The organism is Streptomyces sparsogenes (assembly GCF_001704635.1).
GTDB lineage: Bacteria > Actinomycetota > Actinomycetes > Streptomycetales > Streptomycetaceae > Streptomyces > Streptomyces sparsogenes.
Genome location: NZ_MAXF01000010.1, coordinates 24341 through 47636, shown reverse-complemented (window position 1 = coordinate 47636; position 23296 = coordinate 24341). Strand labels below are relative to the sequence as shown.

Genomic DNA, 23296 nt, shown 5'->3' with positions numbered 1-23296 from the left:
GCCGCCCGGCTGTGGGACAGCTGGGAGGACGACGCCGAGATCCGCGACGTGGCCACGGGCCGCTTCATCGACCGCGACAAGCTGCACTACGTCGACTTCGAGTCCGCCCGGTTCAGCGTGCGCGGCCCGTCCATCGTGCCCAGGCCGCCCCAGGGCCACCCGGTCGTCGTGGTCGACGCCACCGACCCGGTCACCCGGCGGACCGCGGCCCGCCACGCCGATGTGGCGTACGTCAGGGCCGCCACCCCCCAGGCGGCCGGCGCGATCCGCGACGAGCTGCGGCGGCGCGCGGTGGCCCACGGCCGTGACGAGGACGCGCTCACCGTGCTCGCCGCCGTGGCGGCCGACCTCTCCGACGGCGAACCGGCCTCCGAACTCCCGCCGCCCAGCGGCCCGCTGGCGGCGAGAACGGACGGGCTGCCGCTGTACCACGGGGGACCGGTGGACCTCGCGGAGCTGATCGCGCGCTGGCACCAGGCGGGGGCGGTGGACGGCTTCCACATCACCCCCGTCGTACCGCGCCGCGACCTGGAGCGGTTCGTCAACGGCACGGTGGCCCTGCTGCAGCACCGCGGGCTCTTCCGCACCTTCTACCCCGGCGCCACACTCCGCGACCACCTGGGCCTGGCGCGCCCGGCCAACCGATACGTAACGGCGAGGGAGGCGGCCCGGTGAACGACGGCCACCCGACCCGGACGATGCACCTGGCGGCGCACTTCCCCGGCGTCAACAACACCACGGTCTGGGCCGACCCCCGGTCGAGGAGCCAGATCGAGTTCTCCTCCTTCGAGCACCTCGCGCGCACCGCCGAACGCGGCCTGTTCGACTTCTTCTTCCTCGCCGAGGGGCTGCGGCTGCGCGAGCACAACGGCCGGATCCACGACCTCGACGTGGTCGGCCGACCGGAGTCGATCACGGTGCTCAACGCGCTGGCCGCCGTCACCGAGCGGCTGGGCCTGGCCGCCACCGTCAACACGACCTTCAACGAGCCGTACGAACTCGCCCGCCGACTGGCCTCCCTGGACCACCTCAGCGGCGGCCGGGCGGCCTGGAACGTGGTCACCTCCTCCGACGCCTTCACCGGGGAGAACTTCCGGCGCGGCGGCTATCTCGACCGGGCCGACCGCTACACCCGGGCCGCGGAGTTCGTCGCCACGGCGCGCGAGCTGTGGGACTCCTGGCCGGAGGGCGGCGCCCCCGGCGCCTTCGACCACACCGGGCCGCAGTTCCGGATCTCCGGTCGGTTCGGCGTGCCGCGCGGCCCGCAGGGACACCCGGTGATCATCCAGGCCGGGGACTCCTACGAGGGCCGCGAGTTCGCCGCGTCCGCCGCCGACATCATCTTCACCCGGCACGGCACCCTGGAGGCGGGCCGCGCCTTCTACGCCGACGTCAAACGGCGGCTGGCCGACCACGGCCGCGCCCCCGACGACCTGAAGATCATGCCCGGGGTGACCTTCGTGCTCGGGGACACCGCGGCCGAGGCCCAGGAGAAGGCCGCCGAGATCCGCCGGCAGCAGGTCTCCCCGCAGACCGCGCTCCTCACCCTGGAACAGATCTGGGGCGTCGACCTGTCCGGATACGACCCGGACGGGCCGCTTCCGGACATCGACCCGGACCCCGACTCCCAACTCGCCCAGGGCCGGGTGCGGCACGGCGACCCGCGCGCCCTGGCCGCCAAGTGGCGGGCGCTGTCGGAGGAGAAGGGTCTGTCCATCCGGCAGACCGTCATCGAGGCCACCGGGCGGCAGTCCTTCATCGGCACCCCGGAAGCGGTCGCCGAGGAGATGACCGCGTTCGTACGGGCCGAGGCGGCCGACGGCTTCATCCTCATACCGCATCTGACCCCCGGCGGACTCGACGAGTTCGTCGACCGGGTCGTCCCGCTGCTCCAGGAGCGCGGCGCGTTCCGGACCCGGTACGAGGGCACCACGCTGCGCGAACACCTCGGGCTCTCCCGGCCCGTGGCGAAGTCCTGGCCCGCGAACGGAACCTGATCGCCCGACGGCTCGTCGTACCAGGTACCCGAGGGGATGGGTGCACAGCCCCGGTGGCCGGAAGCCGCCGGGGCCATGCGACGTGGGCCGATACCTTTCCGAATTGTCCTCTTGCGCGCTGTCGTTGAGTCCGCGAATACTTCCGGGAGCGCTTGTCAGGGGCACGACGGAAATCTCCGCGCGGCGTCAGTCGCTCGTCTCCGTCGGCCTGCCCTTCGGCTGCGCCTCACGGGCCTGCCCACCCAAGCGGACCCCCGATTCCTGCGGAGGAAGAGTTGAGGATGAAGCGCCCCACCCCCCACAACAAGCACGCGAGACGCCTCGGACTGCTCGCGGCCACCTCGGCCATGGTGGTCGGCGCGGCTCTCGCCGCGCCCAGCGCCTACGCCGGATCCGACGCCACTCCCAAGTTCACCGCCGCGGAGGCCAAGGCGGCCGGCAGCGCGGTCCTCGAGGCCGACGTCGCGGGCACCGCCTGGTATGTCGACAAGGCGACCAACACCCTTGTCGTCACCGCCGACAGCACCGTCTCGCAGGCCGAGATAGCCAAGATCAAGAAGACCGCCGGCGCCAACGCCGACGCGATCGAGGTCAAGCGCACCCCCGGCAAGATCAAGAAGCTGATCTCCGGTGGAGACGCCATCTACGCGGATAGCTGGCGCTGCTCCCTCGGGTTCAACGTCCGCAACAGCAGCGGCACCAACTACTTCGTCACCGCCGGCCACTGCACCGACGGCGCGGGCACCTGGTGGTCGAACTCCGGTCACACCTCGACCATCGGCCCGACGGCCGGCTCCAGCTTCCCGACCAACGACTACGGCCTGGTCCGGTACAGCGGCTCGGTGTCCCCCTCCGGCACCGTCGGCAGCCAGGACATCACCAGCGCCGCCAACCCCACCGTCGGCCAGACGGTCACCCGGCGCGGCAGCACCACCGGCATCCACAGCGGCCGGGTCACCGCGCTGAACGCCACGGTGAACTACGGCGGCGGTGACATCGTCTACGGCATGATCCAGACCACCGTGTGCGCCGAGCCCGGCGACAGCGGCGGCCCGCTGTACGCCGGCAGCACCGCCCTCGGCCTCACCTCCGGCGGCAGCGGCAACTGCACCTCCGGCGGCACGACCTTCTTCCAGCCGGTGGTCGAGGCGCTGAACGCGTACGGCGTGAGCGTCTACTGATCCCGGTCGTCCGGCTGATCCCGGTCGTCCGGCTGACCCCGGTCGTCCGGCTGACCTCGGTCATTCGGCTGATCCCGGTCGTCCGGCTGATCCCCGTGACCCCCGCCCGGTGCGCCCGGGCGGGGGTTCCCGCATTCCCGGGCCCCCGGCCGCTCTCCTCCTCCGGCCCTTCCCCTTCCCGGCCCTGCCCGGTGCGGTGGGGCAGGACTATCGTGGAGAACAGCGCCCCAAGTGGGGCACTCCTCGCGATACGGACGGCAGGTGGCCGTGATGATCGACGAGCTTGTGACAGCAGGCGCGGTCGTGGTCTCGTGCGGGGCGGTCTACGCGATGGCCGCCGCGCGCGTGGTCAAGCAGTACGAGCGGGGCGTGGTCTTCCGGCTCGGCCGGCTGCGGTCGGCGATCCGTCCGCCCGGTTTCACCATGATCGCTCCGGGCTTCGACCGGCTGCGCAAGGTGAACATGCAGATCGTGACCATGCCCGTGCCCGCCCAGGAGGGCATCACCCGCGACAATGTGACCGTGCGCGTCGACGCGGTCGTCTACTTCAAGGTCGTGGACCCCGCCGACGCGATCATCCAGGTCGAGGACTACCGCTTCGCCGTCTCCCAGATGGCCCAGACCTCGCTGCGCTCGATCATCGGCAAGAGCGACCTGGACGATCTGCTGTCCAACCGGGAGAAGCTCAACCAGGGCCTGGAGCTGATGATCGACAGCCCGGCCGTGGGGTGGGGTGTGCACATCGACCGGGTGGAGATCAAGGACGTCTCCCTGCCGGAGACCATGAAGCGGTCGATGGCCCGCCAGGCCGAGGCCGACCGCGAGCGGCGGGCCCGCGTGATCAACGCGGACGCGGAGCTGCAGGCATCGAAGAAGCTGGCGGAGGCGGCCGCGCAGATGTCCGACACACCGTCCGCGCTGCAGCTGCGGCTGCTGCAGACCGTGATGGCGGTGGCCGCCGAGAAGAACTCCACGCTGGTGCTGCCCATCCCCGTGGAGCTGCTGCGCTTCCTCGAAAAGGGCCAGGAGTCCCCCCAGCTCGAGGAGACCGCCCACCCCGCCCACCCCGACGGCCCCGTGGTGGCCCCGACGCCGCCTTCCACGCCACGCTGACGCTCCGAGGTGCCAGACTTTGCCGTATGACATCGCACGCACTGCACCTCACCGCCGCGATCACCCACGAGGACGAGTGGTACGTAGCCCGGTGCCTTCAGGTAGAGGTCACCAGCCAGGGCGAGACCATCGAGGAGGCCCTTGCCAACCTCCGCGAAGCCCTGGAGCTCTACTTCGAGGACGCCCCTGCTCCTGAGGTCACCGACGTGATCACTGCTCCTGTCGAGGTACGTGTCGCATGAGTCCTGCTGTTCCCACGGGCCTTTCCGGGGCGGAGGTCGCCAAGGCCCTGGAGCGCGGGGGTTTCGGCCATGTCTCCACCCGTGGCAGTCACGCCAAGTACCGCAAGGACGACCGCACCGTCATCGTGCCTCTGCACCGGTCCCTCGCGCCGGGCACCCTGCGATCCATCCTCCGGCAAGCCGACTGGAGCGTGGAGGACCTCGGCGATTTCCTGAGGTAGCGCCCGAACGGCCGTGCCCGGCGCCAGGGGCGCGTCTTCTTGATCCACCGCGCGACGCGTACGCGACCTTGTGCGCGCCCCGCGTACCCCGGAATACTCGTCGGCGCGATTTGGCATGGACGCGCCTGCGCATGCGCGGGTGCGTCCACGTCATGAGTCCTCCGGGCCCGGCGCACTTCACCGCCGGGCCCAACCCCCCACAGGAGGCCTGAGTTGAAGCACCGACGCATATCCCGGCGGCATCTCGTCGTCACCGGCGCGGCCGCCGTGGCCCTGACCGCCGGGGCCCTGTCCCTGCCCGCCGCCCATGCCGCGCCCGCCCCGCCGCCGCCCCCCACCCTCTCCGCCGCCGAGGCCGGGGAGACGGCCGCCGCGCTGACCGCCGCCCTCAAGGGCGACGTGGCCGGGGCGTACTACGACGCCGAGGCCGCGAAGCTGGTGGTCAACGTCCTGGACCGGTCCGCCGTGGACCAGGTGCGCGCGGCGGGCGCCGAGGCCAGGGTGGTCAAGTACTCGCTGGCGCAGCTCGGCGAGGCGCGCGCGGTCCTGAAGGACAAGGCGACCATCCCCGGCACCGCGTGGTCGGTCGACCCGCGGAGCGACAAGGTCGTCGTCACAGCGGACAGCACGGTCAAGGGCGCCCGGCTGGACCGGCTCAAGAAGGTGGCCGACGGGCTCGGCGACAAGGTCGAGGTGAAGCGCTCGGCGGGCACGTACCGGACCTTCCTCGCGGGCGGCGACGCCATCTGGGGCCAGGGCGGGCGCTGCTCGCTGGGCTTCAACGTGGTCAAGGACGGCGAGCCGTACTTCCTGACCGCCGGGCACTGCACCGAGGCGATCAGCAGCTGGTCCGACGCGCAGGGCGGCCAGGAGATCGGCAAGAACGCGGGCAGCGAGTTCCCCGGCCATGACTACGGGCTGGTCAAGTACACCGGCGGCACCGCGCACCCGAGTGAGGTCAACCTCTACGGCGGCGCCCCCCAGGCCATCACCAAGGCCGGCGAGGCGACGGTCGGCCAGAAGGTGCGGCGCAGCGGCAGCACCACCCAGGTGCACGACGGCGAGGTGACGGCTCTCGACGCGACCGTCAACTACCAGGAGGGCTCAGTCGAAGGGCTGATCCAGACCACGGTGTGCGCCGAGCCGGGCGACAGCGGCGGCTCGCTCTTCGCGGGCGACACCGCGCTGGGGCTGACCTCGGGCGGCAGCGGGGACTGCTCCTCGGGCGGTGAGACCTTCTTCCAGCCGGTGCCGGAGGCGCTCCAGGCGTTCGGCGCGGAGATCGGCTGACGGGCAGGGCGCCCGGGCGTACGGGACGGGCCCCCGGACACCGCGCTCGGTGTCCGGGGGCCCGCTCGTGCCCGGCCCGCCTCTCGGCTCAGCCGCTCAGAAGTCGAACACCTGGCCCTCGACGGCGTTCTTGAAGCACGGGTTGGCGAAGGTGTGCTCGTACCAGACCCGCCTGCCGTCCCAGACGCCCTGCGCGGTGACGGTGACCGGGCGCCACTCCCGGGTGCAGGCCCGGCCGGGCTCCGTCCTGGCCGTCAGCTCCCGGAACGCGCCGTCGACGGAGCGCAGTTCCGCGCACGCCTGATCCGGCGTCGGATGGGTACCGGTCGGGGTGGGCTTGCAGCTCAGCGTCACCGCGCGCCGCACCGGGGTGGAGCCCGAGTCCTCGCCCTCCCCGTAGGTGAGCACCAGCGCCGAGGCCGGGTACAGACTCCTCGGCTGCGCGGGCTCGGCGTTCGCCACGCCGGTGGCCCCCGTTCCCACCACGCTGCTCAAGGTGAGGGCGGCGCCCAGAGCGATCACCCCTGCGGTTTTCCGCATGTCGAACACTCCCTTGCTCGTGGTTGCAGATACCGGACGGAGTCTTACGCGATGCAGGTCAAGAACGCACTTCGATCGATCACTTCCGGTCGCAACATGTAATCATTCGGTGGCTCATTGTTGCGTGAGGAGAGCGCGTTCCCGCGGAGCACACGAGGACGACCTGCCCCGGGCCGAAAGGCGCCGGTGCCGCCTCGGCCGGACCGGCTCGACCGGAATCCCCCGCCCCGTCACACCCGCGGCAAGATCATCCGGCACCCCTGGCCGCGAGCCCGGGCGCACCGTCCGCGACGCGGTCGCCGAGCAACAGCGCGGCGACCGCCTCCGGGGCCTCGCGCATCGCGTCGTGGCCGGTCGGCAGGTCGTGGACCTGCCACTCGGGATCGGCTCGGAGCCGGGCGCGGAGTCCGGTGAACGGCGTCCGGTCCTCCCACCCCGAGCAGTAGACGAACTCCCGGCGGGGGACCCGGGCGAGCGCGCCGGTGAGCCGGATCGTCTGGAGGAACGAGGCCAGGGGATGGGGACGGCGGCGGGGATCGCCGCCGTCCGGCGGTCGGACGGCGTAGCCGGTGGCCGCCGCGCCGGCGGCGAACACCTTCCGGAAGTGCTCGTTCGTGGAGGACCAGCAGGACTCGCCGTCGCGCGGTACGTAGGCGTCGAGATGCACCAGCCGGGAGATCCGGCCGTCCGCGCGGTCGGCCGCGGCGGCGATCACCATCCCGGCGTAACTGTGGCCGACCAGCGTCGCGTCGGTGATGTGATGGCGATCGAGGAGCCGCAGTACGTCCTCGGCGTGTGTGTCGAGATTGGCGGCCGCGACCGTCGCCTCGTCGTCGTCCGGCCGCAGACCGGTCAGGGTCAGGGCGTGAACGGTGTGACCGGCACGCTCCAGCAGCGGAACCACCGCCTCGAACGCCCAGGATCCCTTCCAGCCGCCGGGCACAAGGACGAACGTCGCCATGCGTCTCTCCCTCTCCGAAGCCGCGGCGTCGAGGCCCGCTGCCTCGATGCCATGCGGTGCGGTCGGACGCCCGGCGCTCCGCGCGACCGAAGACCTCTCCGCATGGAGGCAGTCTCACGAGATCAAGACATGGCTTGCCACCGATAGAATGCCAACCGATGCCCGTTCGCCGCCAAGGTCGCCTGAACGCCGGTGTGACGTCCCATGTGTGGCCGTCCGGCGGGCGTCACCTCTGGCCGTCCGGCGAAACGAGCGCGACGCAGTCGCACGCACGGGGACACCTGGTGTACGCGGCCGGCGGCGTCCTGGCGGTGCACACCGAGCGCGGCACCTCGATCGTCCCCGCCAACCGGGTCGCCTGGACCCCCGCCGGGTTCACGCACTACCACCGCGCCCACGGCGACACCGACATGCGGATCGTCTTTCTCGCGCCCTCCCTCGCCCGGCTCGTCCCGGACCATCCCGCCGTGTTCCTGGCCTCCGGCCTCGCCCGCGAGGTCCTGCTCGCCCTGACCGGCCCCCGCAACTACGACGACGCGGCGCCCGGCTACAGCCGCTCCGCGCGCGCTCGCCTCCTCCGCGTCCTCGTCGACGAACTCCGCGAAGCACCCGAACAGCCACTGCACCTCCCCGAGCCCCGGGACGACCGGCTGCGAGCCATCGCCCGGAAGCTGTACGGGACGCCCGGGGACAACGCCACGCTGGCCGAACTCGGGAAGGCGATCGGGGCGAGCACCCGCACCCTCAGCCGGCTGTTCCGCGACGAGCTGGGCATGACCTTCTACGAGTGGCGCACGCAGCTGCGCATCCACCACGCGCTCGTGCTCCTGGCCGACGGCCACGACACCATCCACACCGCACACGCCTGCGGATGGGCCAACCCCAGCAGCTTCATCACGGCTTTCACCCACATCATCGGAACGACCCCGGGCCGCTACCGAGCCGGCCGCCGCACCGGCGCCCCCGCATCCCAGACCCCGGCGACTGCCGGGCGTTATGAGGGGTATTAAGTCATTAGTCCTTTATGGTGAAAGAAGGGGAGGTGCGATTCCCGCAGGTCACCGGGGCAGGCGGGTCCGTTCGCACGACTGTTCGAGGATTGGTTTACAGTGAGGCCGGGGGCTGTAGTCGGTAGGCGGCACCGCCGCGTGGCGAGCAGGGACGGTCAGGGGGTGTGACGAGCAGCGGGAGGTGTGGATGCCAGGCTTCACGCATCTGCACACCGCCTCCGGGTTCTCGATGCGCTACGGAGCCGTCCACCCGGAGCGGCTGGCCCAGTGCGCCGCCGAGCGCGGCATGGACGCGCTCGCGCTGACCGACCGCGACAGCCTCGCCGGGGCGGTCCGGTTCGCCCGGGCGAGCGCGGCCGCGGGGGTGCGGCCACTGTTCGGGGTGGACCTCGCCGTACGGGAGCGGTCCCCGGAGCCCAGGCGTACGGCCCGGCGGCGCACGCCGGTGCGCGGTGGGGCGTTCATCGACGAGTCCACGCCCCGCGCGGTCTTCCTGGCGCGGGGCGGCGCGGCCGGCTGGGCCGCGCTGTGCGGGCTGGTCTCCGCCGCCCACGCCGAGTCGGCCCATGACGCCCCCCGGCCCCTGCTGCACTGGGAGGACCTCGAACGCGGCGGCGGCGCCACCGCCCTCGCCCCGCTGACCGTCCTCCTCGGACCGGACTCCGACGTCGGCCGGGCCCTGGCCGCCGGGCGCCCCGACCGGGCCGAGCGGCTGATCGCCCCCTGGCGCGAACTGTTCGGCGACGCGCTGCGCCTTACGGCCGTGTGGCACGGCCGCACCGGCACCGGACCCGGCTCGCTGCGGCTCGCCGCCCGGACCGTCGGCTTCGCCGCCGACCAGGGCGTACGGGCCGTCCTGAGCAACGCCGTGCGGTACGCCGACCCGGGGCAGGGCCCGGTCGCGGATGTGCTGGACGCCGCCCGCAGGCTGGTGCCGATCGACCCGCGCGACCCCGCCACGCTCGACAGCGGCGAGCGCTGGCTCAAGGGCCCGCGGGACATGGCGCGGATCGCCGAGCGGATCGCGGAGGCCGCGGGAGGGCGGCGGGACGCTCGCCGGCTGCTGGAGGAGACCGAGCGCACCGCCGCCGCGTGCCTCGTCGACCCCGAGGACCACATCGGCCTCGGCAGCATCCACTTCCCCGAGCCGCACCTGGTCGGAGCCGGGCACCGCAGCGCCGAGCGGGTGCTGCGCTCGCGCTGCGCCGCCGCCATGGTGCTGCGCGGCTACGACCGCGACCGGGAGCGGTGGGGGCGGCTGGAGGACGAGCTGCGCACCATCGAGCGGCTCGGCTTCGCCTCGTACTTCCTCACCGTCGCCCAGGTCGTCGACGACACCCGCGCGCTCGGCATCCGGGTGGCCGCCCGAGGATCCGGGGCGGGCTCCTTCGTCAACCACCTCCTCGGCATCGCGCACGCCGACCCCGTCGCGAACGGCCTGCTGATGGAGCGCTTCCTGTCGGTGCGGCGGGCCGCCCTGCCCGACATCGACATCGACGTGGAGTCCGCGCGCCGCCTGGAGGTCTACCGCACGATCTTCGACCGCTTCGGGTCGGAGCGGGTCGCGACCGTCTCCATGCCGGAGACCTACCGGGTGCGCCACGCCGTACGGGACGTGGGCGCGGCCCTCGGCATGGACCCGGCCGAGGTGGACCGGCTCGCCAAGTCCTTCCCGCACATCCGCGCCCGCGACGCCCGCGCCGCGCTCGCCGAACTGCCCGAGCTGCGCCAGGTCGCCGCCGAGCGGGAGCGCCACGGCAGGCTGTGGGAGCTGGTCGAGGCGCTGGACGGGCTGCCCCGCGGCATCGCTATGCACCCGTGCGGGGTGCTGCTCTCCGACGCCGCGCTGCGGGCCCGTACGCCCGTCGTGCCCACCAGCGGCGAGGGCTTCCCCATGTCGCAGTTCGACAAGGACGACGTCGAGGACCTCGGGCTGCTCAAGCTGGATGTCCTCGGGGTACGGATGCAGTCCTCGATGGCGCACGCGGCCGCCGAGGTGGCGCGGGTCACGGGCCGACCGCTGGACCTGGACGACCCCGAGGTCGTGCGGCCGAACGACCCGGCGACCTACGACCTGATCCGCTCCACCGAGACGCTCGGCTGCTTCCAGATCGAGTCGCCCGGCCAGCGAGACCTCCTCGGGCGGCTCCAGCCCACCTCCTTCCATGACCTCGTGGTCGACATATCGCTCTTCCGGCCCGGCCCGGTCGCGGCCGACATGGTGCGCCCCTTCATCGACGCGCGGCACGGCCGCAAGGCGCCCCGCTATCCGCATCCGGACCTGGAGGACGCGCTGCGCGAGACCTATGGGGTGGTCGTCTTCCACGAGCAGATCATCAAGATCCTGTCGATCATGACCGGCTGTGAGCGGGACCTCGCCGACGAGGCACGGCGCGCGCTCTCCGACCCCGAGCGGCAGGGGCGGGTGCGGGCCTGGTTCCACGCGGAGGCGGCGAACCGCGGCTACCGACCGGAGGTACTGGCGCGCACCTGGGAGATCGTCGAGGCCTTCGGCTCGTACGGCTTCTGCAAGGCCCACGCCGTGGCCTTCGCGGTGCCGACCTACCAGTCGGCCTGGCTCAAGGCCCACCACCCGGCGGCCTTCTACGCCGGGGTGCTCACCCACGACCCCGGGATGTACCCGAAGCGGCTGCTGCTGGCGGACGCGCGGCGGCGCGGGGTGCCGATCCTGCCGCTGGACGTGAACCGGTCGGGGGCCGCCTATCGAATCGAACTGGTGTCTGGTGACGGTGGATCGGGTGATGGCGGATCGGGTGGCGGCCGGTCAGGTGCCGGTGGCGACGCCGCCTTCGGGATCCGGCTCGCGCTGAGCGAGGTCCACGGCATCAGCGAGGCCGAGACCGCGCGGATCGTGGCCGGCCAGCCGTACTCCTCGCTCCAGGACCTGTGGCGGCGCGCCCACCCCGGGCGGCCGGTCGCCGAACGGCTCGCCCAGGTCGGCGCGTTGGACGCCTTCGGCGCCGGCCGCCGCGACCTGCTGCTGCGGATCGCCGAACTGCACCGGCAGCAGCGGGGCGCCCGGCGCGACGGCACCGGCGAGGGCCAGCTCCCGCTGACCGAGGCCGCCCCGCCCGCCCCCGCCGGCCTGCCCGACCTGGACGCGGAGGAACGCCTCGGCGCCGAACTCGGCATCCTCGGCATGGACGTCTCCCGGCACCTCATGGGCGACCACCGGGCCTTCCTGGAGGAGCTGGGCGCGGTCCCGGCGAAGCGGCTGCGCGACGCGCGGCACGGCGAGACCGTGCTGGTCGCCGGGGCCAAGGCCGCCACCCAGACGCCGCCGATCCGCTCCGGGCGGCGCGTCATCTTCACCACGCTCGACGACGGCACGGGGCTGGTCGACTGCGCCTTCTTCGACGACAGCCACGCCGCCTGCGCGCACACCGTCTTCCACTCCTGGCTGCTGCTGGTGCGGGGCGTGGTCCAGCGGCGCGGGCCGCGCAGCCTCAGCGTCGTCGGCTCGGCGGTCTGGAACCTCGCCGACCTGGTCGAACTCCGGCGCGAGGGCGGCCTGGAGGCCGTCGCCGCCGCACTCGCGGGCGCGGGCGCGGGCCGGGCGGCGGAGGCCGGGCCCGGCGCCCCGGCCGGCGCGGACACCGGGGCCGGGAGCGACTCCGGGCGCCGCATCCACCTGTCCACCGGTTACGCCATGCACCCGTGGGCCGACCTCCAACCCGCGGGCGAACAGGCCGCCACCGGCCGCAAGCTGTGGCATTCGAGCCCAGGGAGCGCGGGATGACTCCCCGGCAGACCCCTCCGGCCCGAAGCGGCGGGCAACCGCATGTGCTGTACGTGCGCTTCCACCCCGTCGAGTACTCCGCCGGGCACTCCGTCGAGCGGGCGGCGGAGGCGCCCTCCGGCGCACCCCGCACCGGCACCGCCCCCGGCCGTGCTCCTGGCGCCGGCCCTGGCCCCGGCATCGACGCGGACACCTACGAGGGCCTGCTCGCCCTGCTCACCGAGGTGACCCCGGTCGTCGAGGCGATCCCGCCCGACGCCGCGCTCGCCGATGTCGCCGGCGCGCTGCGCTACTTCGACCGGGACGCGGCCGGCCTCGCGGAGATCGTACGGGTCCGGGCGCTGGCCCGGTACGGCGTCGACTGCTCCGTCGGCGTCGCCGCCAACCCGCTGCTCGCCCGCATGGCCGCCGCCCAGGACGCCCGGTCCGCGGTCCGCACCGTCCCCGGCGACCCGGACGCGGTCGCCGCCTTCCTCGCCGACAAGCCCCCCACCGCCCTGCCCGGCGTCGGCCAGGCGACCGCCCGCGCCCTGCACTCGTACGGCCTCGACAGCGCCGCCCGGATCGCCGCCGTACCGCTGCCCACCCTGCGCCGGATCCTTGGCCCGGCCACCGCGCGCCGGGTGCACGACTGGGCCCGCGGCATCGACCCGGTCCCCGTCACCCCGAACGCCCCGGCCCGCTCCATGGGTGCCGAACACCGCTTCGGCCACGACGAGCTGAACCCGGAGCGCAGGTGCCGCGCGCTGCTCACCCTCGCCGACCGGCTCGGCTCCCGGCTGCGCACCAGCGGACAGGTCACCCGCGTCCTCACCCTCACCGTCCGCTACGCCGACCGCTCCACGACCACCCGTAGCAGGACCCTGCCCGAGCCGACCGCCCACACCCCGACCCTGACCGCCACCGCCTACGCCCTGCACGCCGCGCTCGGCCTGCAGCGGGCGCGGGTGCGGTCCCTCGCGCTGCGCGCCGAGGGGCTGACCGCCGCCGACCAGGCCTCCCACCAGCTGACCTTCGACCCCGCCGACGACAAGGCCCGCCGGATCGAGGCCGCCGTCGACCGGGCCCGGGCCCGCTTCGGCGACCGGGCGGTGCGCCCGGCCGGGGGATTCGACACCTGGTGAGGGGCGCTGGATCGCCTGGCGGCCCGCCGTACGCGGGGGCCCGCGGTCAGTCGGCGACGCGCAGCAGCAGCTTGCCCGTGGAGGTGCGTCCGCCGATGAGCCGGTGGGCGCCGGCCGCGTCCGACAGGGGGAACTCGGCGGTGACGGGAAGGACGACCGTTCCGTCGCGGACGGTGCGCAGGGCGCGTTCGGTGAGCGCGCGCAGGGCGTCGGGTGCGGACTGGGCGAGGGCGATCAGGGAGAGGCCCGCGACGGAGCGGCCCTGCGCGTACAGCTCTTCCTGCCCGGCCCGCCAGGGCTCGGCGCCACTGGCGTTGCCGAAGGAGACCAGGCGCCCGAAGACGGCCAGTGCCTCCAGGCCGCGGCGCAGCGTGTCGCCGCCCACGGGGTCCAGGACCAGGTCGACGCCCCTGCCGCCGGTCGCCCGGCGGACGTCCGTCTCGAAGGTGTCGGGCCGGAACACCTCGTCGTAGCCGTATCCCCGTGCGTACTCGGCCTTGGCGTCGCTGGAGGCCACCCCGTACACCGCGCCGGCGCCCGCCGCCCGGGCCAGCTGCCCGACCGCCGTGCCGATGCCTCCGGCCGCGCCGTGCACCAGCACGCTCTCCCCGGCCCGCAGCCGCCCCACCTCGTGGATCAGGGCGTGCGCGGTCGGCAGCACGGTCGGCAGCGTGGCGGCGGTCCGCAGGTCCAGCCCGTCGGGCAGCGGGAAGACCCTCGCGGCCTCGGTGACCACGACCTCGGCGTAGCCGCCGCCGTCGACGAGCGCGGCGACCTCCTGCCCCGCCCGCAGACCCCCGACGCCCTCCCCGACCGCCCGGACGCGCCCGGAGACCTCCAGGCCCGGACGGTAGGGCAGCGACGTCACCCGGTACCCCTGGGCACGCGCCTTCACGTCGGCGAAGTTCACCCCCGCCCACACGGCCTCGATGGCCACCTGGCCGGGGCCCGGCTCGGGTGCCGCGGTCTCCACGACCCGCAGCACCGCCGGCTGCGCCGCGAAGAGTTCGACGCCCGCTTCCCCGGCCTCCTCGACCTGGCCCTCCGCGCCGACGAGACCGACTGACCCGGACGTTCCCCAACACCCACGCCTCCGCGTGGTGTTCCTGGACGTGCGGTGAGGGACGGGTGAGCGTTTCTTCACCGGCGGACGGCTGGATGCGCTTGCTACCCGCGCGTAATTTAAGGCGGACGCGACACCCCTGTGATCCGGATCGCAGAGCGCACGGCCAAGCGCATCCCCCACCAGCGAGGAGTCCATGTGATGCCGCACTGGAGGCGTATCCGCCCGCTCCGCAGGTCCCTGTCCGCCCTGGCCCTGGCGGTCGCGGCGGTCATGGCGCCCGCCGCCGCGAGCGCCGCGCCCGCCGACACCGCCGCCGCGCCCGACACCGCCGCCGCGCAGGGCGCGTCGGGCGGCGGGTGGAACGACTATGCGTGCAAGTCCGCCCAACACCCCCGCCCCGTCGTCCTCGTCCACGGCACCCTGGGCAACTCGGTCGACAACTGGCTGGGGTTCGCGCCCTATCTGGTCCGCCGCGGGTACTGCGTCTTCTCCCTCGACTACGGCCAGCTGCCCGGCGTGCCGGTCTTCCATGGCCTCGGCCCGATCAGCGAGTCGGCGAAGCAGCTGTCCGCCTACGTGGACCGGGTGCGCGCCGCCACCGGCGCCGCCAAGGTGGACGTGGTCGGCCACTCCCAGGGCGGGATGATGCCCCGTTACTACCTGAAGTTCCTCGGCGGCGCGGCCAAGGTGAACGCGCTGGTCGCGTTCGCCCCCACCAACCACGGGACCACCCTGTCCGGGCTCACCGCGCTGCTCGACTACTTCCCGGCCGCGGCCGACATCCTGGCCAGGCACACGCCGGGCCTCACGGACCAGGTGGTCGGGTCCGACTTCCTCACCCGGCTCAACGAGGGCGGCGACACCGTCCCCGGGGTGCGCTACACCGTCATCTCCACCAAGTACGACGAGGTCGCCACGCCCTACCGCGCGCAGTTCCTCAGCGGGCCCGACGTCAAGAACGTCGTGGTCCAGGACCTGTGCCCGGGCGACCTGTCGGAGCACGTCACCATCGCCATGACCGACAAGGTCGCCTTCCACGAGGCGGTCAACGCCCTCGACCCGGAACACGCCACCCCGACGACCTGCTGACGTACGAGGCGCCGCCCGCCGCCCGTCACCGCGGCGCCGCCCGTCGCCGGGGGCCGCCCGTCACCGGGGCGCCCGGCCCCCGCTCCGGCCGAGCGCCCTGACGAAATCCGTGAGCAGCCGGGCGAACTCGGCGCGGTCCGCCTCCGGCCAGCCGGCCATCGCCTCCGCGAACACGGACCGCCGGAACCGCCGGACCTCTTCCGTCAGGGCGCGCCCCGCCTCCGTCATCACCAGCAGGGCGCGCCGCCCGTCCGCCTGGTCCGCCTCCCGCCGCACCAGCCCCGCCTCGACCGCCCCCGCGACCAGCTTGCTGGCGCGGGGCTGGTCGACGGCCAGGGCGGCGGCGACCCCGGAGACGGTGGCCGGCGCCCCGCTCTGCTCCGCCGCCTCGATCGCGTCCACCACGTCGAAGGCGGCGCCCTTCGCCATCGCGCCCTTGGGGGAGTCCCGGTCGGCGAGCCGCGCCAGCGAACGCCTGCTCTGGCTGCGCCGGATGGCGACCATGGCCCGCTCGATGTCGTCGACGGGTTCCCGGTTGCCGACGGGTTCCCGGTTGTCGTCCATCACCCCTCCATGCATAATCAAAAACATCTAGTTGCTAGATTACATGTATTCCTTTGGGGAGGGGACCCACCATGAAGCCGATCGGCTACTGGCTCAAACACCTGGACGGGCTCATCGAGGCCGACTTCGCCCGCGCCCTGGACGCCGGCGGTCTCGCCCGCCGCCACTGGCAGACCCTGAACTCCCTGTCGGCGGGCCCGAGTACCCCGGACCAACTCGCCGATGCGCTGCGCCCCTTCTGGGGCGAGGGCGCGATCACGCTCGACGAGGTCCTGGACGAGTTGGAGCGCCGGGGCTGGGTCGCCCGCGACGGCTCCGGGGGTCCGTACGCGCTCACGCCGCTCGGCGTCGAGGGCCACGCCGCGGCGGCCGAACGGATCGGGGCGGCCCGGCGGCGGATCACCGACGGGGTGACGGACGACGAATACCTCGCCACCGTCGGAGTGCTCCGCCGCATGGCGGAAAACCTGGAGGGCGCGGCACGACCGGCACGGGTCGCGTAAAACCCCGGCCCCGGCGAGCCGCGCCCGTACACAATGGGCGCCATGACCGAACTCGCGTCCTTCCTGGGCCTGTGCTTCCTGATCACCATCACGCCCGGACTCGACACCGCCGTGGTCATCCGGAGCGTGCTCCGGGGCGGGCGGGCGGCGGGTCTGCGCACCGCGCTCGGCTGCGCGGCCGGGCTCTTCGTCCACGCCGTGGCCGTGGCGGTCGGGCTGGCGGAGCTGCTGCTGCGCAGCGAGGCGGCCTTCGAGGCGGTCAAGCTGGCGGGCGCGCTGGTGCTGCTGGTCCTCGGCGGCCGTTCACTGTGGGCGGCCTGGCGGGCACCCGCCGAGCCGGCCGGTGGGCCCGCCGGTGAGCCGGGCGACGGCGCCGGGGCGCCCTCCCGCGGCACGCCCTTCGTCCAGGGGCTGCTGACGAATCTCACCAACCCCAAGGCGACGCTCTTCTTCGTCGCGGTCCTGCCCCAGTTCGTGCCCGCCGACCGCCCTGGCCAGGCGGTGCCGATCGCGCTGGGGCTCGCGGCGATCACCGTGCTGTTCAGCATCACCGGGCTCGGCCTGACCGCGCTGGGCGTCCACCGGGTCCGTCATCTCCTGCGCTCCCGTCGCGCGCGGCGCGCTCAGGACGCCCTCCTCGGTGCGACCCTGGTCGGCCTCGGGGTGCGCGTGGCCACGGAGTGACGGACCCGACCCGGCTGAGATGGCCGTACGGCCGGCCGATCCGGCCGTATGACTGCTCGGCTGACTACGCGGCCGACTGTGCGGCTGATTACTCGGCGACCAGCTCGACGGCGATGTTGCCCCGGGTCGCCTTCGAGTACGGGCACACCTGGTGGGCCTGCTCGACCAGGCTGCGGCCGGTCGCGCCCTCCAGCTCCTCGGGCAGCTCCACGCGCAGCGTGACCTTCAGCCCGAAGCCGCCGTCCGACTCGTCCTTGCCGATGCCGACCTCGGCGGTGACCGAGACGTCCTTGGTGTCGACCTTCGCCTGACGGCCGACGAGCCCCAGCGCGCTGGCGAAGCATGCCGCGTAGCCCGCGGCGAAGAGCTGCTCCGGGTTGGTGCCCTTGCCGCTGCCGCCCAGCTCCGGCGGCATGGCCAGGGCCAGGTCGAGCTGCCCGTCGGAGCTCACCGCCCGGCCGTCGCGTCCGCTGGCCGTGGCCACCGCGGTGTAGAGCGCGTCCATGAAGACCATCCCTTTCCGGGTCCTGCGGCGCGCCGTCGTGCGCTCCGCCATAGCAGAAGTAGAGCACACAACTTAATTGTGCACAACTAAGAGGTACCCTAAGCGTATGTCACACCAGACCGGCCCGGCCCCGTCCCCCGGCGAAGCGGCTGACGACCTGCTCCGCCTCGACGCCCAGCTCTGCTTCGCCCTGCACGCCGCCTCCCGCGCCTTCAACGGCGTCTACCGGCGGGTCCTGCGCGACACCGAGCTGACCTATCCGCAGTACCTGGTGATGCTGGTGCTGTGGGAACACGGCGAGATGCCGGTCAAGAAGCTCGGGGAGTTCCTGCGCCTGGACTCGGGTACCCTCTCGCCGCTCCTCAAGCGGCTGCAGTCGGCGGGCCTCGTCCAGCGCGAGCGCAGCCTCCACGACGAGCGCTCGGTGACGGTCCGGCCGACGGCGGAGGGGGAGGCCCTGCGGGAGACCGCCCGGGCCGTGCCCCTCCAGGTGATCAAGGCCAGCGGGCTGGACCCGGAGGAAGCGGTCGATCTGCGCGCCCGCCTGCGGCGGCTGACGGCGGCGCTCGACGCCGTGCAGGCGGACGCGGAGGGCTGAGCGCGGAGAGCTGGGCGGCGGAGGGCTGAGCGGGGGCGCCCCCTCAGCCCCGGGCGCCCCCGCTCAGCCCTCCACCCCCCAAGCCCGGCGGGCCGCCTCACGCGGGGCGCGTCGCCACCAGCACCCGCATGCCGCGCGGCCCCACCCCGTCGTGGGACACCTCGAGACCCGCCTCCCGGCAGCGGTCCGCGAGCCAGTCGGCCGCGATGCGCAGCTTCGAGTACGACCCGGTGTGCAGCGTCCAGCCGTCGGGCGTGCGCAGATGCAGCAGGTCGTGGACGCGCACGGTGTCCGCGTCCAGGTATTCGAGGAAGCAGGTGAGGATGCGGTCCGCGTCGTCGCGCACCGGCAGGAAGCGGTCCGTGCCCTCCAGCGGCCGGGTCAGATCGCGGTAGCTGACGACCAGCCGGCCGCCCGGGGCCAGCGCGCGGGCCGCGTCGGCGAGGAGTGCGGGCACGTCGTCCTTGGCGGGCAGATGCGTCAGCGTGTCCCCCATGCACACGATCGCCGCCGTCTCGCCCGGCGTGGTCAGTTCGGGGAGCGCGGTGCGGATGTCCGCCCGTACCGGCCGTATCGAGGCGTCCGGGAAGCGCTTCGCGGCCGTGGCGAGTTCGTCGAGGAGGGCCTGGCTGGTGTCCACCGCGACCACCGGCGCGAAGCCGAGCGCCGCGAGCGCCAGCGTCTGGGCGCCGGGGCCGGAGCCCAGGTCCACGGCGGGGGAGGAGCCCGAGGGGCCCGAGGGGACCGGGGCGACGCCGAGTCCGCGCAGCAGCTCGGCCTGGTCCTCGGCGGCGGCGGACACGTCGCCGCCGGTCATCCAGGTGTAGTGGGCGGCCAGCAGCCGCTCGTAGTGCTGCTCGGTCGGCGTGGTCATGCGTGGTCCTCCTGAAGGCCGCGGCCCCGGGCGGGGCGCCGGCGGGCGAAGATCTGGAAACAGTACGCGGCGGCGGCCAGCCCCAGCGGAATCAGCAACAGCGGCCCGGAGAAGGCGAGTACGGTCGCGATGACGGCCGCGCTGCCGACCGCCGCCCACCACAGGGGCGTACGGCGCGGAAGCAGGACCAGCGCCGCCAGCACCCCGGCCAGGGTGACCGCCGCGAGACAGGTGGAGGTGGCCCGCATCAGGCGGTCGAGATCGGCCGCGCCCGTGGCCGCCACCGCCCCGACCGGGACGCAGCCGCAGGCCAGCACGGCCAGGCTGCGGCGCGGCACCTCCCCGGGCCGGCCGCCCCGGGCCAGCCGGCGGGGCGCCGCGCCGTCGCGGGCGAGGGCCGCGCCGAGCCGGGCGGCGCCCGCCAGATAGGCGTTGACGGCGCCGAAGGTGAGGAACAGGGCCGCGACGGCGGCCACCGGCCGGGCCGCGCCGCCCACGCTGCGCGCCAGCAGGTCGGTCAGCGGCGTGTCGGTGGTCGCGGCGGCGGGGCCCAGCGCGCCGACCGTCGCCAGGGACAGCCCCAGATACAGCACGGTGATCACGGCGAGGGTGAGCGCGGTGACCCGCGGCAGGTCCCGCCGCGGATCGGCGAACTCGGCGGACAGGTGGCTGGCCGCCTCCCAGCCCACGAAGGCGAAGAAGAGCACCCCGGCCGCCGAGCCGACCGAACTCCAGCCGCCCGGCATGAAGGGCGTGAAGTGCGCGGCGCGCAGATGCGGAAGGGCCGCCAGGACCGCGGCCAGCAGCAGCGCCGCCAGCAGGCCCACCAGCAGCAGCTGCACCCGAACTGACCGCCGATCCAGGCGCCCGCGACCACCCCGACCGGCACCACCCCGTAGAACCACCACCCGACGGTCGCCGCCGCGCGCGGCCCGAAGGCCCGGTGGACATACGTCGCCACGCCGCCCCCGTCGGGGAACCGCGCGCCGAGCACGGCGAAGCAGGCGGCGACCGGGACGCTGGTCGCCAGCAGCGCGGCCCAGGCCAGGACCGACGCGGGCCCGGCGGCCGCGGCGGCGAGCGCGGGCAGCGCGAGCACGCCGGGCCCGAGGACGGCGCCCGCGTACAGGGCGGTGCCGCCGCCGAGCCCCAGGCGCCGGGGGCCCGGGCGGGTGGCTGAGCGGGCGGCCGGACGTGGGGGAGCGGGGGAGCGAGTACGTTGTACGGTCACAGCCCGGGAAGCTAGCCGAAGCAACGATGAGCCGACCGGCTCACCGAACGAAATTCGGCGAGCCGGTCGGAGGAGGCCCCATGGACGAACTTGATACGGCGATCGTCCGCGAACTGCAGCGCGACGCACGGCAGACCAACCGCGACCTCGCGCGCACCCTCGGCATCGCCCCCTCCACCTGTCTGGAGCGGGTGCGCGGCCTGCGGGAGCGCGGAGTGATCACCGGCTATCGCGCCACGGTCGACCTGCGCGCCCTGAACCGCCCGGTGCAGGCGCTGCTCGCGGTCCGTATCCGGCCGCTGAGCCGCGAGGTCATCGAGGGCTTCAAGGCGTATCTGATGACGCTCCCCGAGGTGCTGTCCGTCTATGTCGTCGCGGGCGGCGACGACTTCCTCGTCCATGTCGCGGTGCCGGACGTGGACCGGCTGCACGCCTTCTTGATGGACCGCTTCTCAGGGCGCCGGGAGGTCGTCGACTTCCGCAGCTCGATCATCTACCAGCACGTCGCGGGCGAGGCGTTCGTTCCCCTGGAGTGAGGCCGGGGAACGCGGTGCGCCCGAGCAGTGTGATGGCGGCGGGCAGCAGCACCCCGCGCACCAGCGTCGCGTCGATGAGGACGGCCACCGCCAGCCCGACGCCCATCATCTTGTACTCGATCGCGGACAGGACGACGAAGACGCTGAACGCAGCCGTCATGATCACCGCCGCGCTGGTGACCACGCCCGCGCCGGACGCGACGCCGCCCACCACCGCCTCGCGCACCTCCGCCCCGGCGAGCCGGCGCTCGCGGATCCGGCTGAGCACGAAGATGTGGTAGTCCATGCTCAGCCCGAAGAGGATGACGAACATGAACAGCGGCAGCCAGCCGACCACCCCGCCGTACGAGGTGAAGCCGAGCGCCGAACTCAGGTGGCCGTCCTGGAACACCCAGGTCAGCACCCCGTAAGCGGCCCCGAGCGACAGCAGGTTCAGCACGATCGACACCAGCGCGACGGCCGGCGAGCGGAACGCGACGACCAGCAGCACGAAGGCCAGCACCAGCACGAACGCGAAGACGTACGGCGTGCGGTCGGTCACCCGCTGGGTGAAGTCGTAGGCGAAGGCCGTCTTGCCGGAGACCGCGTAGTCGATCCCAGGCACGTCGCCGAGGGCGGCGGGCAGCGTCCGCTCCCGCAGCGTCTCCAGCGCCCGGTTCGCCGTCTCGTCGGTGCCGAAGCTCGCCAGCGGCACCCGCACCACCAGCGCCCGGCCGACCCTGGCGGTCGAGATCGGCTCGTTCAGCGCCCCGCCGCTCGCCGCGGCCCGCCCGTGCAGGCTCTCCACCGCCTTCCGTACCGCCGGGGCGGCCACGGAGTCCGGGTCCTTCCCCCAGATCACCACCCTCGCCGGGGCCGGGGTGCCCGGGAACGCCTCCTGCATCCGGGCCGCCGCGTCCACCGTCGGCACCGACCGCGACAGGCTGTCGGTCACCGCCGCGTCCTGGAGCCGCATCCCCAGGGCGGGCAGCGCGAGCAGCAGCAGCGCCAGCACCGCCGAACCGCCCCACACCAGCGGCCGCCGCACCACCGCGCGGGCCACCGCCGCCCAGACCCGGGACCGGTCCGCCGCGGTCCGGCGGCGGCCCACCCACGGGATCCGCGCCTTGTCCACCCGGTGCCCCAACAGGGCCAGCAGGGCGGGCAGTACGGTCACCGAACCGACCATCGCCACCCCCACCACCAGCACCGCGCCGGTCGTCAGGCCCTTGAAGTTGTCGAGACCGGTGAGCAGCAGCCCGCCCAGGCACAGCATCACCGTCAGACCCGAGACCACCACCACCCGCCCCGAGGTGCGCGCCGTGATCCGCAGCGCCTCCGCGACACCGTGTCCGGCCGCGCGCTCCTCGCGGGCCCGGCGGAGATAGAACAGCGAGTAGTCGACGCCCACCGCCACGCCGATCAGCAGCACCATGGAGGACGTGGCGCTGTTCACCGGCACCCAGTGGGCCAGCACCTGGAGGAAGCCGAAGGTGCCGACGACGGTGGTGGCCGCCAGCAGCAGCGGGATCGCGGCGGCGATCAGCGAGCCGAACACCACCAGCAGGATGACCACGGTGAGCGGCAGCGAGAAGAACTCGGCCCGCTTGAAGTCGCCCTTGATGCCCTCGTCCACCACGCTCGACAGGCTCCTGTCGCCCGCCTGCGCCAGCCGCACCTCGGGGTGGCGGGCCGCCACCGTCTTCACGGCCTCGGTCGCCGCGTCGTAGTGCTCGGCCGTCCGCTCGTCGGGCCCCGCAACCTCGAAGGTGACCAGACCGGAGCGGCCGTCCTTCGACACCAGCCGGCTTCCGTCGCGCTCCAGCGGGGAGCGGACGGCGGTCACCGCGCCGGGGGTGCGGCGCAGCGCCGCGACCAGGTCCTCGGTGGCCCGCCGCAGCTCCGGACTCCTCGTGAAACGCCCTGCCGCGTCCGGCGTCCGGGCCTGCACGAGCACGTTCTCCTGAGGCCGCGGATACTTCTGCTGCGCGTCCAGCACCCGCTCCGCGCGGCCGGAACCGCCGGGGTCGGTGCTGCTCGCCATCTCGCCCGGGACGACCGCGCTCGCCAGGACCGCCACGACCACCAGCGCGAACCAGCCCACGATGGCCAGGGCGCGATGGCGGACGGACCAGCCGGCGACGCGCTCCACGAGCGCGGCCCGGCCGCCTCCCGGTCCCGGACTTGGACCGTCCGTTTCTTGCCGGTCCGTTCTCTGTCGCGACTTG

The 23296-nt window shown here is 73.8% G+C and carries 24 protein-coding genes; 16 read left to right on the top strand and 8 right to left on the bottom strand.

Going from position 1 to position 23296, the window contains the following annotated elements; genetic code table 11:
- The 7 genes from BBH68_RS00680 to BBH68_RS00650 all read left to right on the top strand — a co-directional run.
- Window positions 1-675, top strand: a 675-nt coding sequence (locus tag BBH68_RS00680) for an LLM class flavin-dependent oxidoreductase (protein WP_141712942.1), incomplete at its 5' end; no start/stop codon positions are given.
- Window positions 676-698: 23 nt separating this feature from the next.
- Window positions 699-1997, top strand: coding sequence for an NtaA/DmoA family FMN-dependent monooxygenase (locus tag BBH68_RS00675; protein ID WP_065958117.1), 1299 nt, complete (start codon window positions 699-701; stop codon window positions 1995-1997).
- A gap of 275 nt (window positions 1998-2272) precedes the next feature.
- Entirely contained in the window at window positions 2273-3178 is a 906-nt protein-coding gene (locus BBH68_RS00670; RefSeq protein ID WP_065958096.1) for a S1 family peptidase, read from the top strand.
- Between the two features lie 270 nt (window positions 3179-3448).
- On the top strand, window positions 3449-4291 hold the full coding sequence (locus tag BBH68_RS00665; protein ID WP_065958116.1) for a slipin family protein: 843 nt from the start codon (window positions 3449-3451) through the stop codon (window positions 4289-4291).
- 26 nt (window positions 4292-4317) lie between these two features.
- The gene (locus BBH68_RS00660) at window positions 4318-4533 is read left to right on the top strand and encodes a type II toxin-antitoxin system HicB family antitoxin (RefSeq protein WP_104531189.1); all 216 of its coding nucleotides are present in this window, start codon (window positions 4318-4320) and stop codon (window positions 4531-4533) included.
- Window positions 4530-4754 carry a type II toxin-antitoxin system HicA family toxin gene (locus BBH68_RS00655; RefSeq protein ID WP_065958094.1) on the top strand — a complete coding sequence of 75 codons (225 nt, stop codon included), beginning with the start codon at window positions 4530-4532 and terminating at the stop codon, window positions 4752-4754. Before BBH68_RS00660 ends, BBH68_RS00655 begins: the two co-directional genes overlap by 4 nt.
- A gap of 213 nt (window positions 4755-4967) precedes the next feature.
- Window positions 4968-6044, top strand: a complete 1077-nt coding sequence (locus BBH68_RS00650) for a S1 family peptidase (protein ID WP_065958092.1) — start codon at window positions 4968-4970, stop codon at window positions 6042-6044.
- A 96-nt stretch (window positions 6045-6140) separates the two neighbouring features.
- Here the strand turns inward: BBH68_RS00650 and BBH68_RS00645 are convergent, their stop codons facing one another.
- Window positions 6141-6584: an SSI family serine proteinase inhibitor gene (locus tag BBH68_RS00645; RefSeq protein WP_065958112.1), complete on the bottom strand. Its 444-nt coding sequence runs from the start codon at window positions 6582-6584 to the stop codon at window positions 6141-6143.
- A gap of 247 nt (window positions 6585-6831) precedes the next feature.
- The gene (locus tag BBH68_RS00640; protein WP_065958090.1) at window positions 6832-7545 is read right to left on the bottom strand and encodes an alpha/beta fold hydrolase; all 714 of its coding nucleotides are present in this window, start codon (window positions 7543-7545) and stop codon (window positions 6832-6834) included.
- Between the two features lie 284 nt (window positions 7546-7829).
- On the opposite strand from BBH68_RS00640, the gene BBH68_RS00635 reads away from it, so the two are divergent.
- The 3 genes from BBH68_RS00635 (at window position 7830) to BBH68_RS00625 (ending at window position 13439) form a co-directional block, all read left to right on the top strand.
- Window positions 7830-8555 (top strand): helix-turn-helix transcriptional regulator, encoded by a 726-nt coding sequence (locus tag BBH68_RS00635; protein WP_076971086.1) that lies wholly within the window; start codon window positions 7830-7832, stop codon window positions 8553-8555.
- 187 nt (window positions 8556-8742) lie between these two features.
- The gene (locus BBH68_RS00630) at window positions 8743-12315 is read left to right on the top strand and encodes a DNA polymerase III subunit alpha (RefSeq protein ID WP_065958088.1); all 3573 of its coding nucleotides are present in this window, start codon (window positions 8743-8745) and stop codon (window positions 12313-12315) included.
- Window positions 12312-13439: a DNA polymerase Y family protein gene (locus tag BBH68_RS00625; protein ID WP_245737836.1), complete on the top strand. Its 1128-nt coding sequence runs from the start codon at window positions 12312-12314 to the stop codon at window positions 13437-13439. The genes BBH68_RS00630 and BBH68_RS00625 overlap by 4 nt, the downstream gene beginning before the upstream one ends.
- Before the next feature lie 46 nt (window positions 13440-13485).
- Here the strand turns inward: BBH68_RS00625 and BBH68_RS00620 are convergent, their stop codons facing one another.
- The gene (locus BBH68_RS00620) at window positions 13486-14412 is read right to left on the bottom strand and encodes a quinone oxidoreductase family protein (RefSeq protein ID WP_245737835.1); all 927 of its coding nucleotides are present in this window, start codon (window positions 14410-14412) and stop codon (window positions 13486-13488) included.
- 291 nt (window positions 14413-14703) lie between these two features.
- Here BBH68_RS00620 and BBH68_RS00615 point away from each other — a divergent pair, with 291 nt between their 5' ends.
- On the top strand, window positions 14704-15594 hold the full coding sequence (locus BBH68_RS00615) for an esterase/lipase family protein (protein ID WP_065958083.1): 891 nt from the start codon (window positions 14704-14706) through the stop codon (window positions 15592-15594).
- A 60-nt stretch (window positions 15595-15654) separates the two neighbouring features.
- Here the strand turns inward: BBH68_RS00615 and BBH68_RS00610 are convergent, their stop codons facing one another.
- On the bottom strand, window positions 15655-16158 hold the full coding sequence (locus BBH68_RS00610; RefSeq protein WP_065958081.1) for a MarR family winged helix-turn-helix transcriptional regulator: 504 nt from the start codon (window positions 16156-16158) through the stop codon (window positions 15655-15657).
- A gap of 71 nt (window positions 16159-16229) precedes the next feature.
- Between BBH68_RS00610 and BBH68_RS00605 the strand changes: the two genes are divergently transcribed.
- Both BBH68_RS00605 and BBH68_RS00600 read left to right on the top strand, forming a co-directional pair.
- The gene (locus BBH68_RS00605) at window positions 16230-16661 is read left to right on the top strand and encodes a MarR family winged helix-turn-helix transcriptional regulator (protein ID WP_065958079.1); all 432 of its coding nucleotides are present in this window, start codon (window positions 16230-16232) and stop codon (window positions 16659-16661) included.
- A gap of 42 nt (window positions 16662-16703) precedes the next feature.
- Entirely contained in the window at window positions 16704-17345 is a 642-nt protein-coding gene (locus BBH68_RS00600) for a LysE family translocator (protein WP_065958108.1), read from the top strand.
- Between the two features lie 88 nt (window positions 17346-17433).
- Here BBH68_RS00600 and BBH68_RS00595 read toward each other — a convergent pair whose 3' ends face one another.
- Complete coding sequence (locus BBH68_RS00595) at window positions 17434-17850, bottom strand: organic hydroperoxide resistance protein (protein ID WP_079150716.1); 417 nt, start codon at window positions 17848-17850, stop codon at window positions 17434-17436.
- Window positions 17851-17956: 106 nt separating this feature from the next.
- On the opposite strand from BBH68_RS00595, the gene BBH68_RS00590 reads away from it, so the two are divergent.
- Window positions 17957-18448, top strand: coding sequence for a MarR family winged helix-turn-helix transcriptional regulator (locus BBH68_RS00590; protein ID WP_065958075.1), 492 nt, complete (start codon window positions 17957-17959; stop codon window positions 18446-18448).
- A gap of 97 nt (window positions 18449-18545) precedes the next feature.
- Here the strand turns inward: BBH68_RS00590 and BBH68_RS00585 are convergent, their stop codons facing one another.
- Complete coding sequence (locus BBH68_RS00585) at window positions 18546-19322, bottom strand: class I SAM-dependent methyltransferase (protein ID WP_065958073.1); 777 nt, start codon at window positions 19320-19322, stop codon at window positions 18546-18548.
- On the bottom strand, window positions 19319-20164 hold the full coding sequence (locus BBH68_RS00580; protein WP_245737834.1) for an APC family permease: 846 nt from the start codon (window positions 20162-20164) through the stop codon (window positions 19319-19321). Before BBH68_RS00580 ends, BBH68_RS00585 begins: the two co-directional genes overlap by 4 nt.
- A 101-nt stretch (window positions 20165-20265) precedes the next feature.
- Here BBH68_RS00580 and BBH68_RS42855 point away from each other — a divergent pair, with 101 nt between their 5' ends.
- Window positions 20266-20502: a hypothetical protein gene (locus BBH68_RS42855; RefSeq protein WP_245737833.1), complete on the top strand. Its 237-nt coding sequence runs from the start codon at window positions 20266-20268 to the stop codon at window positions 20500-20502.
- Between the two features lie 131 nt (window positions 20503-20633).
- Window positions 20634-21089, top strand: coding sequence for an Lrp/AsnC family transcriptional regulator (locus tag BBH68_RS00575; RefSeq protein WP_065958070.1), 456 nt, complete (start codon window positions 20634-20636; stop codon window positions 21087-21089).
- On the opposite strand, the gene BBH68_RS00570 is transcribed toward BBH68_RS00575, so the two are convergent.
- Window positions 21043-23220 (bottom strand): MMPL family transporter, encoded by a 2178-nt coding sequence (locus tag BBH68_RS00570; RefSeq protein WP_065958069.1) that lies wholly within the window; start codon window positions 23218-23220, stop codon window positions 21043-21045. The two genes, BBH68_RS00575 and BBH68_RS00570, sit on opposite strands and share 47 nt — an antisense overlap.
- Window positions 23221-23296 lie beyond the last annotated feature (76 nt).